Annotated in this window: 15 protein-coding genes; 13 read left to right on the forward strand and 2 right to left on the reverse strand. The window is 68.3% G+C overall.

Going from position 1 to position 16,190, the window contains the following annotated elements; genetic code table 11:
- The 3 genes from NQ151_RS00280 to NQ151_RS00290 all read left to right on the forward strand — a co-directional run bounded on the left by NQ151_RS00280 (window position 1) and on the right by NQ151_RS00290 (window position 2,319).
- Window positions 1-921 carry an RluA family pseudouridine synthase gene (locus tag NQ151_RS00280; protein WP_257510025.1) on the forward strand — a complete coding sequence of 307 codons (921 nt, stop codon included), beginning with the start codon at window positions 1-3 and terminating at the stop codon, window positions 919-921.
- 108 nt (window positions 922-1,029) lie between these two features.
- A complete protein-coding gene (locus tag NQ151_RS00285) occupies window positions 1,030-1,599 on the forward strand; it encodes a GNAT family N-acetyltransferase (protein WP_257510024.1) in 570 nt (189 codons plus the stop codon).
- A gap of 51 nt (window positions 1,600-1,650) precedes the next feature.
- The gene (locus NQ151_RS00290) at window positions 1,651-2,319 is read left to right on the forward strand and encodes a hypothetical protein (RefSeq protein ID WP_257526665.1); all 669 of its coding nucleotides are present in this window, start codon (window positions 1,651-1,653) and stop codon (window positions 2,317-2,319) included.
- On the opposite strand, the gene NQ151_RS00295 is transcribed toward NQ151_RS00290, so the two are convergent.
- Window positions 2,316-2,789 carry an NUDIX hydrolase gene (locus NQ151_RS00295; RefSeq protein WP_257526666.1) on the reverse strand — a complete coding sequence of 158 codons (474 nt, stop codon included), beginning with the start codon at window positions 2,787-2,789 and terminating at the stop codon, window positions 2,316-2,318. The genes NQ151_RS00290 and NQ151_RS00295 overlap by 4 nt on opposite strands.
- Window positions 2,790-2,906: 117 nt before the next feature.
- Between NQ151_RS00295 and dnaE the strand changes: the two genes are divergently transcribed.
- The 5 genes from dnaE to NQ151_RS00320 are packed head-to-tail and all read left to right on the forward strand — an operon-like array spanning window position 2,907 to window position 10,444.
- On the forward strand, window positions 2,907-6,377 hold the full coding sequence (dnaE, locus tag NQ151_RS00300) for a DNA polymerase III subunit alpha (RefSeq protein WP_374113825.1): 3,471 nt from the start codon (window positions 2,907-2,909) through the stop codon (window positions 6,375-6,377).
- A 15-nt stretch (window positions 6,378-6,392) separates the two neighbouring features.
- Window positions 6,393-7,544, forward strand: coding sequence for a hypothetical protein (locus tag NQ151_RS00305; protein ID WP_257526667.1), 1,152 nt, complete (start codon window positions 6,393-6,395; stop codon window positions 7,542-7,544).
- Window positions 7,545-7,602: 58 nt separating this feature from the next.
- A complete protein-coding gene (gene hisD, locus NQ151_RS00310; RefSeq protein ID WP_257510019.1) occupies window positions 7,603-8,904 on the forward strand; it encodes a histidinol dehydrogenase in 1,302 nt (433 codons plus the stop codon).
- 13 nt (window positions 8,905-8,917) lie between these two features.
- The gene (gene nrdR / locus NQ151_RS00315; RefSeq protein WP_257510018.1) at window positions 8,918-9,385 is read left to right on the forward strand and encodes a transcriptional regulator NrdR; all 468 of its coding nucleotides are present in this window, start codon (window positions 8,918-8,920) and stop codon (window positions 9,383-9,385) included.
- 33 nt (window positions 9,386-9,418) lie between these two features.
- A complete protein-coding gene (locus tag NQ151_RS00320; protein ID WP_257510017.1) occupies window positions 9,419-10,444 on the forward strand; it encodes a quinone-dependent dihydroorotate dehydrogenase in 1,026 nt (341 codons plus the stop codon).
- Window positions 10,445-10,468: 24 nt separating this feature from the next.
- Here NQ151_RS00320 and NQ151_RS00325 read toward each other — a convergent pair whose 3' ends face one another.
- Complete coding sequence (locus tag NQ151_RS00325; protein WP_257510016.1) at window positions 10,469-11,044, reverse strand: DUF3043 domain-containing protein; 576 nt, start codon at window positions 11,042-11,044, stop codon at window positions 10,469-10,471.
- A 51-nt stretch (window positions 11,045-11,095) separates the two neighbouring features.
- Between NQ151_RS00325 and NQ151_RS00330 the strand changes: the two genes are divergently transcribed.
- The 5 genes from NQ151_RS00330 (at window position 11,096) to NQ151_RS00350 (ending at window position 16,186) form a co-directional block, all read left to right on the forward strand.
- Window positions 11,096-12,490 carry a dipeptidase gene (locus NQ151_RS00330; RefSeq protein WP_257510015.1) on the forward strand — a complete coding sequence of 465 codons (1,395 nt, stop codon included), beginning with the start codon at window positions 11,096-11,098 and terminating at the stop codon, window positions 12,488-12,490.
- Window positions 12,491-12,569: 79 nt separating this feature from the next.
- Complete coding sequence (gene erpA, locus NQ151_RS00335; RefSeq protein ID WP_257510014.1) at window positions 12,570-12,935, forward strand: iron-sulfur cluster insertion protein ErpA; 366 nt, start codon at window positions 12,570-12,572, stop codon at window positions 12,933-12,935.
- A gap of 159 nt (window positions 12,936-13,094) precedes the next feature.
- Complete coding sequence (ctaC, locus tag NQ151_RS00340) at window positions 13,095-13,991, forward strand: aa3-type cytochrome oxidase subunit II (RefSeq protein WP_257510013.1); 897 nt, start codon at window positions 13,095-13,097, stop codon at window positions 13,989-13,991.
- Window positions 13,992-13,993: 2 nt separating this feature from the next.
- Window positions 13,994-15,751, forward strand: coding sequence for an aa3-type cytochrome oxidase subunit I (ctaD, locus tag NQ151_RS00345; protein ID WP_257526668.1), 1,758 nt, complete (start codon window positions 13,994-13,996; stop codon window positions 15,749-15,751).
- On the forward strand, window positions 15,752-16,186 hold the full coding sequence (locus NQ151_RS00350; RefSeq protein WP_257510011.1) for a cytochrome c oxidase subunit 4: 435 nt from the start codon (window positions 15,752-15,754) through the stop codon (window positions 16,184-16,186).
- Window positions 16,187-16,190 lie beyond the last annotated feature (4 nt).

Raw genomic sequence — 16,190 nt, forward strand, 5'->3', positions numbered from 1 at the left:
GTGGACAATCGCAGCCTTCCCGTCCCCGACGGGCTCGATGGAGTGCGGGTGGATGCCGCCCTCGCGAAGCTCCTCGGCTTCTCTCGCACGTTCGCGGCGGAAGTCGCCGAAGCCGGCGGCGTCGTGCTCGACGGGCGCACGCTCGGCAAATCAGACAAACTCCGTGCCGGGGGCTGGGTCGAGGTCTCCTGGGCCGAGAAGGAGCCGCCGCGCATCGTGCCGGTGGCAGTGCCGGACCTGGGCATCGTCTACGACGACGACGACATCGTCGTGGTCGACAAGCCCGTCGGCGTCGCCGCCCACCCCTCGGTGGGGTGGGAGGGGCCGACGGTGCTGGGCGCGCTGGCAGCGGCGGGGTTCCGCGTCGCCACGACCGGCGCGGCCGAGCGGCAGGGCGTCGTGCACCGCCTCGACGTCGGCACCAGCGGCCTCATGGTCGTCGCCAAGACCGAAAGCGCGTACACCGCGCTGAAGCGTGCTTTCAAGCAGCGCGAGGTGGAGAAGATCTACCACGCCGTCGTGCAGGGCCACCCCGACCCGCTGTCAGGCACCATCGATGCGCCGATCGGTCGGCATCCTTCACATTCGTGGAAGTTCGCCGTCATCTCCGACGGCAAGGACTCCGTCACCCACTACGAGACGATCGAAGCTTTCCCCGGTGCGTCGCTGCTGGAGATCCACCTGGAGACCGGACGGACGCACCAGATCCGCGTGCACATGGCCGCCCACCGGCATCCCTGCGTCGGAGACCCGCTGTACGGCGCGGATCCCACGCTGTCCGCACGCCTGGGACTCACGCGGCAGTGGCTGCACGCGCGTGAGCTGTCGTTCACGCACCCCGCCACGACCGATTGGGTCACCTTCACCTCGCCGTATCCGGCGGACCTGCAGCACGCGCTCGACGTGCTGCGCGGCGACTGACCCCGGCATCTCCCCGCTACAGGAGAACTCACCGCAACAGGCTGCTTCCCGCCGGATCGTCCTGCGTAGGGGATTCCTCCTGTCTGCGGGAGGGGGCAGGATGCCGTCATGGTCATCGAGGTGCGCCCGGCCACGGTCTTCGCCGACGTCGCGACGATCGTCGGTCCGAAGAATCCGGCGTCGAACGTCTGCTTCTGCCTGAGCTACCGGGTCCCTTCGCGCGAGAACGTCGCGTTGCGCGGACCGCAGCGCGCCGCGCGGGTACGCGAACTGTGCGCCGAGAACCCGCCGCCGGGGGTGCTCGCCTACGACGGCGATGAGCCGGTGGGGTGGGCGGCGGTCTACCCGCGCGCCGGGACGTCCTTCGCCCGCAACGGCAGGATCCCGCACCTCGACGATGTCGACGTGTGGTCGCTGTGGTGCTTCCGGGTACGCCCGGGGCACCGCAAACAGGGCGTCATGCACGCCCTCATCGATGGCGCCGTGGCCTACGCGCGCGACCGAGGTGCCCCCGCGATCGAGGGGTATCCGCTGGACAACCACGGCGAGAAGATCGACCTGACCATGGCGTACGTCGGCACCCGCGCGCTGTTCGAGCGGGCCGGCTTCCGCAAGGCCGCCGACACCGACGCAATCGCGGGCGGCTTCCCGCGCGTACTGATGCGGCTCGATCTCTAGCGGCACACCGGCTGCGCGTCCCGGCCGGTCGCATCCCGTAGCGTCAGATCCATGACCGCCGATCGCGACGTCGTCCTGCACCGCTGGCTGCACACCGACCGCGGCGCCATGCGCACCGCCGCCATCACGGTGTCGTTCACGGTGGCCCTGGTGGCCTTCGCCGCCACCCTGCCGCTGTGGGTCCGCGACGAGCCGATCGTCATGGGCGGCGCGGTGTACTACAACGGCACGGGGTCGAGTTTCCGCTGGGATTTCGCGGCGGCGGATGCCTGGTGGATCGCCGGCCTTGTGCTCGCCGTGCCGGTGCTGTTCACGGTGATCGGCGCGATCCGCGCGCGGCGGCGCCTGGCCCGCGCGGAGCGCGACATCCCGTGGACCGCGGACCTGTCGACCATCGGCGCGGCGCTGACCGACGCACAGCGCAGCGCGCAGGTGCGCAGTCGCCAGGCAGACCTCGCGGCGCGGCAGCAGCGGTTCATCGAGCAGAACCGCTCGCGCATCTCGCTGTGGAGCTTGTTCGGCGGACCGCTGGCCTACTTCGTGGGCGGCTGGTTCCTCATCGGGCTCACCCTCGACGTCACCGGTGCGACAGCCACACCGCTGGGCGCATGGCTGTCGGCGAGCTCCTGGTTCCTGCTGCTGCTGATCATGATCCCGTGGTCCGTTATCGTGACGCGCGCGGACCGCCGCCGCGCGCAGGCGGAGAGCCGCGCCGTCTAGCGACCGCCGCGGAACGTCGCCGGGTCGTCCTCGGCCATCGCGAGAGCGATCTTGCGTACATGCTCCGGCGTGACGTCGGTCAGCTCGCCCAGGCCGTAGAAGCCGACATCGGTCAGCTCGCCGTCGGCGGGGTGCGGCTCGCCCGACACCCACTCACAGCGGAACACCAGGTCGAGATAATCGGCCTGATCGCCATTGGCGTACGTGATCCGTGGCACCTGCTGCACGAGTGCCAGCCGGGTGGCCTTGACCACGACACCGGCCTCCTCGTGGCACTCACGCACGGCGGCATCCGCCGGCTCTTCGCCGGGGTCGACGATGCCTGACACCGACTGCCACGAGCCGTTGTCGGCCCGCTTTCCCAGCAGCACCTTCTCGTCCTTGAAGACGATCGCGGTGACCCCGATGAGGGGGAGGGGATCGTGTCCGATGCGCTCGCGCAATGACAGGACGAACTCGGGGGTGGGCATGGCGTCCAGCCTAGGCGGCGCGCCCGGGACCAGACCGACGATGTCGGGAGCCCTCGTAGACTGGAGCCCGTGGCATCCGACTCCTTCGCTCATCTTCACGTCCACAGCGAGTACTCGATGCTCGACGGTGCCGCCCGGATCGGCGCGATGGTGCAGGAGGCGGCCCGCCTGGAGATGCCGGCGATCGCCGTGACCGACCACGGCAACACCTTCGCCGCGTACGAGTTCTACAAGACCGCGAAGGATGCCGGCATCAAGCCGATCATCGGCATCGAGGCCTACGTCACGCCCGGCACGCACCGCAGCGACAAGTCGCGGGTGCGCTGGGGCACGCCCGACCAGAACAGCGACGACGTCTCCGGTTCCGGCGCCTACACCCACATGACCCTGCTGTCGGAGACGACCGAGGGCATGCACAACCTGTTCCGGCTGTCGAGCAAGGCCTCCATCGAGGGCTACTACTTCAAGCCGCGCATGGACCGGGAACTGCTGCAGACGTATTCCAAGGGACTCATCGCCACCACCGGCTGCCCCTCCGGCGAAGTGCAGACCCGGCTGCGGCTCGGTCAGTACGACGCCGCCCGCGCCGCCGCCGCCGAATTCCAGGACATCTTCGGCAAGGAGAACTACTTCGCCGAGATCATGGACCACGGGCTGTCCATCGAACGCCGGGTCATGACCGACCTGCACCGGCTCGCGAAGGACCTCAGCATTCCGCTGCTGGCCACCAACGACCTGCACTACACCCACCAGCACGACGCCACCAGCCACGCGGCGCTGCTGTGCGTGCAGTCCGGGTCGACGCTGGACGACCCCAACCGGTTCAAGTTCGACGGCGACGGGTACTACGTCAAGTCGCCGGCCGAGATGCGGCAGATCTTCCGCGACCACGAGATCGCGTGCGACAACACCCTCCTCATCGCGGAGCGGTGCGAGGTCGAATTCAACACGTCGGCCAACTACATGCCGCGGTACCCGGTCCCCGACGGCGAGACCGAGCAGAGCTGGTTCGTCAAAGAGGTCGAGAACGGCCTGCAGGTCCGCTACCCGGCCGGCATTCCCGACGCCGTGCGCAAGCAGGCGGAGTACGAGACCGGCGTCATCCTGCAGATGGGCTTCCCCGGCTACTTCCTCGTCGTCGCCGACTTCATCAACTGGGCCAAGCGCCACGGCATCCGCGTCGGCCCCGGCCGTGGCTCCGGCGCCGGCTCCATGGCCGCATACGCGATGGGTATCACCGACCTCGACCCGCTGCAGCACGGCCTCATCTTCGAGCGGTTCCTCAACCCCGACCGCGTCTCCATGCCCGACTTCGACGTCGACTTCGACGATCGTCGCCGCGGCGAGGTGATCCAGTACGTCACCGAGAAGTACGGCGACGCGCGCGTCGCGCAGATCGTCACCTACGGCACGATCAAGGCGAAGCAGGCGCTGAAGGATGCCGGCCGGGTGCTGGGTTTCCCCTTCAGCATGGGGGAGAAGCTCACCAAGGCCATGCCGCCCGCCGTCATGGGCAAGGACATGCCGCTGGGCGGGATGTTCGACCCCAAGCACCCCCGCTACAAAGAGGCATCCGAGTTCCGCACGGTCATCGAGAGCGACCCCGAGGCCAAGACGGTGTTCGACACCGCGGTGGGGCTGGAGAACCTCAAGCGCCAGTGGGGCGTGCACGCGGCCGGCGTCATCATGTCCAGCGAACCGCTGATCGACATCATCCCGATCATGAAGCGCGAGCAGGACGGCCAGATCGTCACGCAGTTCGACTACCCGGCGTGCGAAGCGCTGGGGCTGATCAAGATGGACTTCCTGGGGCTGCGCAACCTCACGATCATCGACGACGCCCTCGACAACATCCTGGCCAACCGTGGTGAGAAGGTCGTGCTCGAAGACCTCACCCTCGACGACCAGCCCGCCTACGACCTGCTCGCACGCGGGGACACGCTGGGCGTGTTCCAGCTCGACGGCGGGCCGATGCGGTCGCTCCTGCGCCTGCTCAAGCCTGACAACTTCGAAGACATCTCCGCCGTCATCGCGCTGTACCGGCCGGGCCCGATGGGGGCGAACTCCCACACCAACTACGCCCTGCGCAAGAACGGGATGCAGGAGATCACTCCCATCCATCCCGAACTGGAAGAGCCGCTCGCCGAGATCCTCAGCACCAGCTACGGCCTGATCATCTATCAGGAGCAGGTCATGGCGATCGCGCAGCGCGTCGCCGGGTTCAGCCTCGGGCAGGCCGACATCCTGCGCCGCGCGATGGGCAAGAAGAAGAAGTCCGAGCTGGACAAGCAGTACGCGGGCTTCCAGGCGGGCATGCACGCCAACGGATTCTCGGATGCCGCGGTGCAGAAGCTGTGGGAGATCCTGCTGCCCTTCTCGGACTACGCGTTCAACAAGGCCCACTCCGCCGCCTACGGCATGGTGTCGTACTGGACGGCGTATCTGAAGGCGCACTACCCGGCCGAGTACATGGCCGCGCTGCTGACCAGCGTCGGCGATGCCAAGGACAAGCTCGCCGTCTACCTCAACGAATGCCGCCGCATGGGCATCCGGGTGCTGCCGCCGGACGTGGGGGAGTCGATCCGGTACTTCGCCGCCGTCGGCGACGACATCAGGTTCGGCCTGGGGGCGGTGCGCAACGTCGGCACGAACGTGGTCGACGGGATCGTGGCCGCCCGCGCCGACGACAGCTTCGTCAGCTTCCACGACTTCCTCACCAAAGTGCCGATGCACGTGGCGAACAAGCGCACCGTCGAATCGCTCATCAAGGCCGGCGCGTTCGACTCGCTCGGCTCCACGCGCCGGGCACTCATGGAGATCCATGAGGATGCCACCGAAGCCGCCGTCGAGACCAAGCGCAAGGCCGCGACCGGCGCCATCGGCTTCGACTTCGACAGCCTGTACGACGAGACCGAAGACATCATGCCGGCGAAGGTGCCCGACCGGCCGGAGTGGACCAAGAAGGACAAGCTGGCCTTCGAGCGCGAGATGCTCGGGCTCTACGTCTCCGACCACCCGCTGGCGGGACTGGAGATCCCGCTGGCCAAGCACGCCTCGATGTCGATCCACGACCTGCTCTCCAGCGAGGACGTGCAGGACGGCGACCAGGTCACCATCGCCGGGCTGGTCACGAGCGTGCAGCACCGCGTGGCCAAGCAGAGCGGCAACCCGTACGGCATGATCACCGTCGAGGACTTCAACGGTGAAGTGACCGTCATGTTCATGGGGAAGACCTACACCGAGTTCCAGTCGATGCTCGTGGCCGACTCGATCCTCGTCGTCCGCGGCCGGGTGTCCCGCCGCGACGACGGGCTCAACCTGCACGGGCAGACCGCGTTCTCACCCGATCTCGGAACGACCGACGCCGCGGGCCCGCTGACCCTCACGATGCCCGAACACCGGGCGACCGAGAGCCTCATCGGCGAACTCGCGCGGGTGCTCACCCGGCATCGCGGTGACACTGAAGTGACGCTGAAGGTGCACAAGGGCGGGACGTCGAAGGTGTTCGACGTGCCGATGCACGTGCAGGTCACCGCCGACCTCTACGGCGAACTGAAGGGGCTGCTCGGTCCCCACTGCCTTGGCTGAGCCGGGTACCATCGGATGACGCGCCTCGGCGCGACGGCGAAGGGGAACAACGTGACCGACGAGCGGCTCGACGAAAACACAGTGAACACGGCGGGTGTCCGGCCCGAAGCAGCGGATGCCACGGCTTCGGCCGAGCCGGCCGGCGACGCGGTACCCCCGCAGTACGGCGTCGGACCGTTCTCGGTGCGTGAAGTAGCGCTCATCGGGGTGTGGGTCGTTGCATTCGTCGTGTCGTTCTTCTCGCTCTACACCGACATCGGCATCGGACAGACGCTGGGCTTGGGCGCTTCGGTGTGGAGCGCGGGACTGGACTGGATCCTCACCATCGGCGTGCCGACGGTGGCCGTGTTCCTCGTGGTGCTGCGCCGTTTCTCGCCCGACGGCATCCGCCGGGTCGGCTCGCTCGCGATCGACCAGTTCGCCTCGGTGGCCTTCTCGGTCTCGGCTGTGGTGTGGCTGACGGCGCTGTGGACCAACGTCGTCCGCGGCATCCAGCACGGTGTCTGGGTGAGCAGCTGGGTCGTGTGGGTGGAGTTCTTCCTCATGCTCGCCGGCGTGGTGCTCACGGTGTTCGCACCCCTCATCCCAACGCTGGCTGAAGACTTCCAGCACCGCCGCGAGGTCGTGGCGCACCGCAACGCCCGCCCGCTGCGTCCCGTGACGGCCCGCCCCGCCCCCGAGCGTCCCGCCCCCGCGCCCGCAGCGGCCACCGCCCCGGAGGGCTCGCATGGCGCTGCCCCCTACGGAGCGGCCCCCTACGCCCAGGCTCCCGTTGCCGAGCCGGCCTACGGTGAGACGCCCTACGCCGAGAGCGCCTACGGCGAGAACCCCGACGTGGAGCGTTCCTACGATGACCGCCCGTTCGCCGAGACCGTCGAGGTCGAGCCGATCGAGCCGATCGAGCCGACCGAAGCCGAGACCACCGACGTCGAGCCGATCGAGCAGACGGATGCCGAGACCACCGCCGCCCCGGTGGCGAGCCAGGCGTTCTGGGCGCTCGTGCCGGTGGAGCGCGACGTCGTCGACGAGTACGGTGTGCCGCTGTTCCGCGTGGGCCCGGAGGCGTGGACCCTCGTCATCGAGGACCGCAACGAGATCTTCGTCGTGCGTCACGAAGACGGTCGGGTCGGTTACCTGCACGACGTGACCGGCATCACCCGCGGCTGACCCGGATCGGCCGCCCGCCGCGCGCGGGCGGCCGATCGGCGGGCGGTAATCTGGACTGATGCTCCGCACCATCGATCTCCGCGGCCGCGCCCTCACGGCGGCCGAGCTTCTGGCATCCGTCCCGCGCGCCCAAGCCGCACGCGCCGAGGCGCTGGCCACGGCCGCGCAACTCGTGCAGGACGTCGCCGCCCACGGCGAGGACGCGCTGCGCGACCAGGCCACCCGCTTCGACGGTGCGACCGGTCACGCCATCCGCGTTCCCGACGCTCACCTTGACGAGGCCCTCGCTGGGCTCGACCCGACGGTGCGGGCCGCCCTCGAAGAGGTGATCCGGCGGGTGCGCAAGGCCTCCGCCGCGCAGGTCCCGCCCCCGGCCGTGGTGGAACTGGCCCCGGGTGCCCGCATCGAGCAGCGCTGGCGTCCGGTGCGCCGCGCCGGCGTCTACGTGCCCGGCGGCAAGGCCGCCTACCCGTCCAGCGTCGTGATGAACGTCGTCCCGGCGCAGGTCGCCGGCGTCACCGAGGTGGCCCTGGCGTCCCCGCCGCAGCGCGACCACGACGGCCGAGTGCACCCGGTGATCCTTGCCGCGGCGCGGCTGGTCGGGGTGACCGAGGTGTACGCGATGGGCGGCGCCGGCGCGATCGGTGCCTTCGCCTACGGCGTGCCGTCGCTGGAACTGACCCCCGTCGACATCGTCACCGGACCCGGCAACAACTTCGTCGCCGCCGCCAAGCGCGCCGTCGCCGGCACCGTGGGCACCGACTCGGAGGCCGGCGCGACCGAGATCCTCATTGTCGCGGACGATACCGCAGACCCGGTGCTCGTCGCCGCGGACCTCATCAGCCAGGCCGAGCACGACGAACAGGCATCCGCCGTACTGGTCACCACCTCGACGGCACTGGCCGACGCCGTGGGCGCCGCGGTCGCCGACCGCGCCGCGCGCACCCTGCACTCCGACCGCATCGCACAGGCCCTTTCGGGGCCGCAGTCGGCCATCGTGCTCGTCGACGACATCGCCGCGGCCACCGCGTTCAGCAACGCGTACGCGCCCGAGCACCTCGAGCTGCACCTGGCAGGTCCCCGCGTGGACGATTTCGTCAACGCCGGCGCGGTGTTCGTGGGCGCGTCATCGCCGGTGAGCCTCGGGGACTACCTTGCCGGCAGCAACCACGTGCTCCCCACCGGCGGGCAGGCGCGGTATGCCTCGGGTCTGTCGGCGTCGACGTTCCTGCGGCCGCAGCAGATCATCGCCTACGACCACGATGCGCTGGCCGCCGTGGCCGACGACATCGTCGCGCTCGCGAACGCCGAAGTGCTCCCCGCGCACGGCGAAGCGGTCACCGCCCGCTTCGGGCGCTAGTCTTGCGGGTGCCATGCACTGTCCCTTCTGCCGTCATCCCGATTCCCGCGTCGTCGACTCGCGCACCAGCGACGACGGCCTGAGCATCCGCCGTCGCCGGCAGTGCCCGAAGTGCGGCGGCCGGTTCTCGACGATCGAGACCGCGAGCCTCAACGTCATCAAGCGATCCGGCGTCATCGAGCCGTTCAGCCGCGAGAAGGTCATGTCGGGGGTACGCAAAGCCTGTCAGGGGCGCCCGGTGACCGAGGGCGACCTCGCCGTCCTCGCGCAGTCGGTCGAGGAGTCGATCCGGCAGACCGGGTCCTCACAGATCGACACGAACGACATCGGGCTGGCGATTCTCGGCCCGCTGCGCCACCTCGACGAGGTGGCCTACCTGCGCTTCGCGAGTGTGTACCAGGCGTTCGACTCGCTGGACGACTTCGACGCCGCGATCGCACAGCTGCGCGCCGATCACGCCGCAGCAGCCCGATCCGACTGAGCTCCCCGCGGGCGCGGGCCTAGGCTGGATGCGATGTATCCGTTCCTGTTTCGCACCGTCCTCACCCGCATGGACCCCGAGACGGCCCACCATGCGGCCATGCTCGTGATCCGCGCCCTCGGCGCCCGTCCGTTCGCCGCGCTCGTGCGCCGCTTCACCCGGCCTGCGCCGCAACTGCGTACCCAGGCGCTGGGGCTGACGTTCGACTCGCCGTTCGGCGTCGCCGCCGGATTCGACAAGGACGTGATCGGGGCCACCGGTCTGTGGGCGCTCGGCTTCGGCCACGTGGAGGTGGGAACGCTCACCGCGATCTCGCAGGAGGGCAACCCCCGACCGCGGCTGTTCCGGCTCGTGCCCGACCGCGCCGTGGTCAACCGCATGGGCTTCAACAACCGCGGTGCCGAGGCGGCCGCCGCGCGCCTGCGAGAGCTGCGCCGCCGGCCCCAGCGGCCGGTGCTGGGCGTGAACATCGGCAAGAGCCGTGTCGTCGACGTCGCCGATGCCACCGCCGATTACGTCACCAGCACCCGGCTGCTGGCGCCGCTGGCCGACTACCTCGTGGTCAACGTGTCCTCACCGAACACGCCGGGGCTGCGCGGACTGCAGGCCGTGGAGACGCTGCGCCCGCTGCTGGACGCCGTGCACCAGGCCGCCGGTGCGACGCCGCTGCTGGTGAAGATCGCCCCGGACCTGCCCGACGACGAGATCGAGGCCATCGCACGCCTCGCCGTCGACGCCGGCCTGGCGGGCATCGTCGCCACCAACACGACCATCTCGCGCGAGGGCCTCGTGACGGATGCCGCCGTCGTCGCGGCCGCCGGTGACGGTGGACTGTCCGGCGCTCCGCTGAAGGCCCGGTCGCTGCAGGTGCTACGCGTCCTGCGCAACGTCGTCCCCGCGCAGTTCTGCGTCATCTCGGTCGGGGGAGTGGAGACCGCCGCGGACGTCCGCGAACGCCTCGATGCCGGCGCCGATCTGGTGCAGGGCTACACCGGGTTCCTGTACCGCGGCCCGCTGTGGGCGCGGCAGATCAACCGCGGGCTGGCCGCAGCGCGCTGACCCCCGCGCTGAGGCGGCGGGCCCTTACGCGATCTTGGTGCCGCGCTTGACCTGGGCCTTGGGCAGGCGCATGAAGCGCATCTGGATGGTGCGCATCGCCGCGTACCAGCCGAGGCCCTTCTCGCGACGGTCGCCGAAGCGCACCTTCGCCGCCTGCTTCACGCGGATCGAGGTGAGGATCATGTCGCCGATGACGAACAGGATGAAGATCCACAGGCCGACGAACGACCAGTAGGTGATCGCGGGGATCGGAACGAAAGTCAGGATGATGACGAACAGCATCATCGGCATGACGATCTCGCCCAGGTGCCACCCGGCGTCGACGAAGTCGCGCGCGAACTTGCGCTGCGGGCCCTTGTCGCGGGCCGGCAGGTAACGCTCATCACCGTTGGCCATGCCGATGCGGGCCTTCTCGCGTGCGGTGGCCAGTTCGGCCTTCGCGCGGGCACGGGCTTCCTTGGTGTCGGCCACCAAGGGACGCTTGCGGGCGGCTTCGCGCTCCGAGCGGGACGGGGTCGGACGGCCCTTGCGCTGCCCCACCTGCTCGGTGGACGTCTCGGTGGACGCGTCCTTCGGCGCGGGAGCGGGGGTGTGTGCCACGGCTGGATCCTCTGAATAGCAGAAAAAGGGGTTGAGCCTAAGATTACCCGCATGACCTCCGAGCTGTCCCGCCCCCAGGCGGTGCGCGCTGCTGCCGCAGCCGCCGTCCCCGCCGCACTCGCCGACCTGGGAACGCTGGTGCGCATCCCCTCTATCGCGTTTCCCGGTTTCGACCCGGCCCAGGTGCTGCGCAGCGCCGAGGCGGTCAAACAGCTCGCCGAAGGTCTCGGCATCTTCGACCGGGTCGAGATCCGAGATGCCGCGATCCCCGGCACCGACGAGCGCGGCATGCCCGCGGTGCTCGCCACACGTGCTGCGCGCAACGGCCGACCCACGATCCTGCTGTACGCCCACCACGACGTGCAGCCGGTCGGGGATGAAGCGCTGTGGGATTCCCCGCCGTTCGAGCCGACGGTGCGCGGCGGCCGCGTGTACGGCCGTGGTGCCGCCGATGACAAGGCCGGTGTAATGGCGCACATCGGCGCGCTGCGCGCACTGACCGAGGCGCTCGGAGCGGACTTCGACCTGGGGGTGGCGCTGTTCATCGAGGGGGAGGAAGAGGCCGGCTCCCGCTCGTTCGCGCAGTTCTTGCACGACAACGCCGACGCGTTGCGCGCCGATGTGATCGTCGTCGCCGACTCCGGCAACTGGGATGCCACCACTCCCGCCGTGACGGTGTCGCTGCGAGGCAACGCCCGGTTCACCCTCACCGTGCGCACCCTCGAGCACGCGTCGCACTCCGGCATGTTCGGCGGTGCGGTGCCCGACGCGATGATGGCCACCATCAAACTGCTGTCGACCCTCTGGGGCGACGACGGCGCCGTTGCGGTGGCCGGGCTCACGCAGCGCGATGCGCAGACCCCGGAGTACCGCGAGGAGACCCTCCGCGACGAGGCAGGCCTGCCCGCTGAGGTCTCGCCGGTCGGCTCGGGCACCATCCTCAGCCGCATCTGGAACAAGCCCTCGCTGACGGTCACCGGCATCGACGCGCCCACCGTCGCGAACGCGTCGAACACGCTCAGCCCCGAGGTGTCGGTGGTCATCAGCGCCCGTGTCGCCCCCGGACAGTCGGCGCGCGAGGCCTACGAGGCGATCGAGGCCCACCTGCGCTCACACGCGCCGTTCGGCGCACAATTGACCTTCACCGACGTCGACTGCGGCGACGGGTTCCTCGTCGACACGGCAGGCTGGGCCGTCGCCGAGGCGCGCGCCGCGCTGGCGGACGGCTACGGCGTGACGCCGGTGGACATCGGGGTCGGTGGCTCGATCCCGTTCATCTCCGACCTCGTCGCCGAGTTCCCGGCAGCTCAGATCCTGGTGACCGGTGTGGAGGACCCGCACGCCCGCGCCCACAGCCCGAACGAGTCGCTGCATCTGGAGACATTCCGCAACGCGCTCGTCTCCGAGGCGCTCCTGCTGGAGCGGCTCGACGCCAGGACGGTGTGATTTCGAGCCGCACCCAGGCGGCGCGGGTAGAATCGTGGCATCCAGCCGCCCGCCGGCGGCCCGAACACCGGGAGAGTCTATGACCGACACCGCACTGCCCGTCACCGAGGCCGTTCGCGACCACGGGGTGGCGCTCACCGACGCGGCCGCCGCCAAGGTCAAGAACCTGCTCGAACAGGAGGGCCGCGACGATCTGCGACTGCGCGTCGCGGTGCAGCCCGGCGGATGCTCGGGCCTGATCTACCAGTTGTACTTCGACGAGCGTTTCCTCGACGGCGACAAGACCGTCGACTTCGACGGCGTCGAGGTGATCATCGACGACATGAGCGTTCCGTACCTCGACGGCGCGATGATCGACTTCAAGGACACGATCTCCGAACAGGGCTTCACGATCGACAATCCCAATGCCGCAGGCAGCTGCGCGTGCGGGGACAGCTTCCACTGATCTGAAGGTTTCGCGGCCTCTCGTCCGGCGGTTCCCTGGCTGATCAGCCAGGGAAAACCGCCGGACGATGCGTTTTCAAACCTGAATAGATGGCCTGAATGCGGTGTGACGTTGCCCTAGACTGGCCGATGTCATATCCGCGTCCCGGAAAGGTCCACCGTGCGATCGAAACGCCGCCTCCGCTGGGCAATCATCCCTCTGGGGATCGCCACGGCAGTCTCCCTTGCCGCATGCACCCCGACGGAATTGAACGGCTTCCTTCCCGGCTTCGTGGAGGACGGTACCCCGACCACCAACCGGACCGAAATGGTCTCGGGGTTGTGGGTCAACTCATGGATCGTGCTGCTGGCCGTCGGTGTCATCACGTGGGGCCTGATGGGCTGGGCTGCCATCGCCTACCGTCGTCGCCGCGGCCAGACCGGCCTGCCGGTGCAGATGCGCTACAACATGCCGATCGAGATCTTCTACACGGTCGTGCCGCTGATCCTCGTGGTGGGGTTCTTCGCCTTCACCGCACGTGACCAGTCCATCCTCGAGACGCAGTACGACGACCCCGACGTTTCCATCACCGCCATCGGCAAGCAGTGGTCGTGGGACTTCCAGTACAACGACCAAGACGGTGACGCGGACGACGCCGTCTGGACGATGGGTGTCCAGGCCGAGGCCGCAGCCAACGGCGACGTGAACCAGGAAGAACTCCCCACGCTGGTGCTCCCTGTCGACCAGACGGTGAAGATCCACCTGCAGTCGCGCGACGTCATCCACTCCTTCTGGATCATCGACTTCCTCTACAAGAAGGACATGTACATCGGGCAGGACAACTACTGGTCCTTCACGCCCACCCGCGAAGGCACGTACGCCGGCAAGTGCGCCGAGCTGTGCGGCGAATACCACTCGATGATGCTCTTCAACGTTGAGGTCGTCAGCGAAGCCGAATACGAGGAATACCTCGTCTCCCTGCGTGAAGCCGGGCAGACGGGTGACATCAACGACGCATACGACCGACTGCAGAATTTGCCGGGTACGGGGACCAGCGAGTCCCAGGGAGACCACTGAATATGGCGACGCTACTGGAGGGCACCGAACACGCCCGCCCCACCACCCTTCCGCCGCGACAGGCCGCGCTCCTGAGCTCGTCCCGCGTCGAGCAGAAGGGCAACCTGATCGTCAAGTGGATCACCTCCACTGACCACAAGACGATCGGGTACATGTACCTGATCTCCTCGGTGCTGTTCTTCCTGCTCGGTGGCGTCATGGCGCTGATCATCCGCGCCGAGCTGTTCCAGCCCGGCATGCAGGTCGTGCCGACCATGGAGCAGTACAACCAGCTGTTCACGATGCACGGCACGATCATGCTGCTGATGTTCGCGACGCCGCTGTTCGCCGGGTTCGCCAACGCGATCCTGCCGCTGCAGATCGGTGCGCCCGACGTCGCGTTCCCGCGTCTGAACGCCTTCGCCTTCTGGCTGTTCCTGTTCGGGTCGCTGATCGCGATCTCCGGCTTCCTCACCCCGCAGGGCGCTGCCGCCTTCGGCTGGTTCGCCTATCAGCCGTTGGCCAATGCCACGTTCTCGCCCGGTGCGGGCGGAAACCTGTGGATGCTCGGCCTCGGCATGAGCGGCTTCGGGACGATCCTCGGCGCCGTGAACTTCATCACCACGATCATCACGATGCGTGCCCCCGGAATGACGATGTGGCGCATGCCGATCTTCACCTGGAACACGCTCATCACGAGCATCCTGATCCTGATGGCCTTCCCGGTGCTGGCCGCGGCGATCCTCTCGGCCGCGTCCGACCGCGTGCTGGGCTCGCACATCTTCGATCCGCAGAACGGCGGTGTGCTGCTGTGGCAGCACCTGTTCTGGTTCTTCGGTCACCCCGAGGTCTACATCATCGCGCTGCCGTTCTTCGGCATCGTCTCGGAGATCTTCCCGGTGTTCAGCCGCAAGCCGATCTTCGGGTACAAGACCCTCGTGTACGCCACGATCGCGATCGCCGCACTCTCGGTGGCCGTGTGGGCGCACCACATGTACGTCACAGGAGCCGTGCTCCTGCCGTTCTTCGCATTGATGACGATGCTCATCGCGGTGCCCACCGGGGTGAAGATCTTCAACTGGATCGGCACCATGTGGCGCGGGTCGATCACGTTCGAAACCCCCATGGTCTTCGCGCTGGGCTTCCTGGTGTCGTTCGTCTTCGGTGGCCTGACCGGTGTCATCCTCGCCTCGCCGCCGCTGGACTTCCACCTGTCCGACTCGTACTTCGTGGTCGCGCACTTCCACTACGTGGTGTTCGGCACGGTCGTGTTCGCGATGTTCGCCGGGTTCTACTTCTGGTGGCCGAAGTGGACGGGTCGGATGCTCAACGAGCGTCTCGGCTACGTGCACTTCTGGATGCTGTTCATCGGCTTCCACATGACCTTCCTCGTCCAGCATTGGCTCGGTGTCGACGGCATGGTGCGCCGCTACGCCGACTACTCCGAGGCGGACGGATGGACCTGGGGCAACCAGCTCTCCACCGTGGGCGCGATCATCCTGGGCGCATCGATGCTGCCGTTCTTCCTGAACGTGTGGATCACCTCGCGCAAGGCCAAGACGGTCACCGTGAACGACCCGTGGGGCTATGGCGGTTCGCTCGAGTGGGCCACCAGCTGCCCGCCGCCGCGCCACAACTTCACGTCGATCCCGCGTATCCGCAGTGAGCGCCCGGCGTTCGACCTGAATCACCCCGAAGCCGCCGTCCCGGTGGGCGTGGGTCCTGCAAAGGACGCCCCAGACGCCCCCGTTGTCGACGTCGCCGAAGGAGAGGTGAAGTAAGTGAAGACCAACGTCAACCTGTGGTGGATCCTCGGCGTCTTCTTCCTGATCGTCGGCATCGTCTACACGTGGTGGAACATCATCGCGTACCCCGAGCTGGCCTGGTACCAGGCCATCGAATGGGTCGGCTCGGTCGCGCTGTTCTTCACCGTCTTCATGTCCGGTCTCATCGGCTTCTACGTGGACCGTGTGCACCGGGCGCAGGGCGGCGAGTTGCCCGAGGACATCCTCACGGCGGACATCGATGACGGTGACCCCGAGATGGGGGAGTTCAGCCCGTGGTCCTGGTGGCCCCTGGTGCTCGCGTTCTCGGCTGCACTGGCGATGATCGGCTTCGCGGTCGGTGCGTTCATGATCCCGATCGGAATCGGTGTGTTCGTCATCGCTCTGGTCGGGTGGGTGTTCGAGTACTACCGCGGGTACTTCGCGCGCTGATCCT

The organism is Microbacterium sp. zg-YB36 (genome assembly GCF_024623575.2).
Classification (GTDB): domain Bacteria; phylum Actinomycetota; class Actinomycetes; order Actinomycetales; family Microbacteriaceae; genus Microbacterium.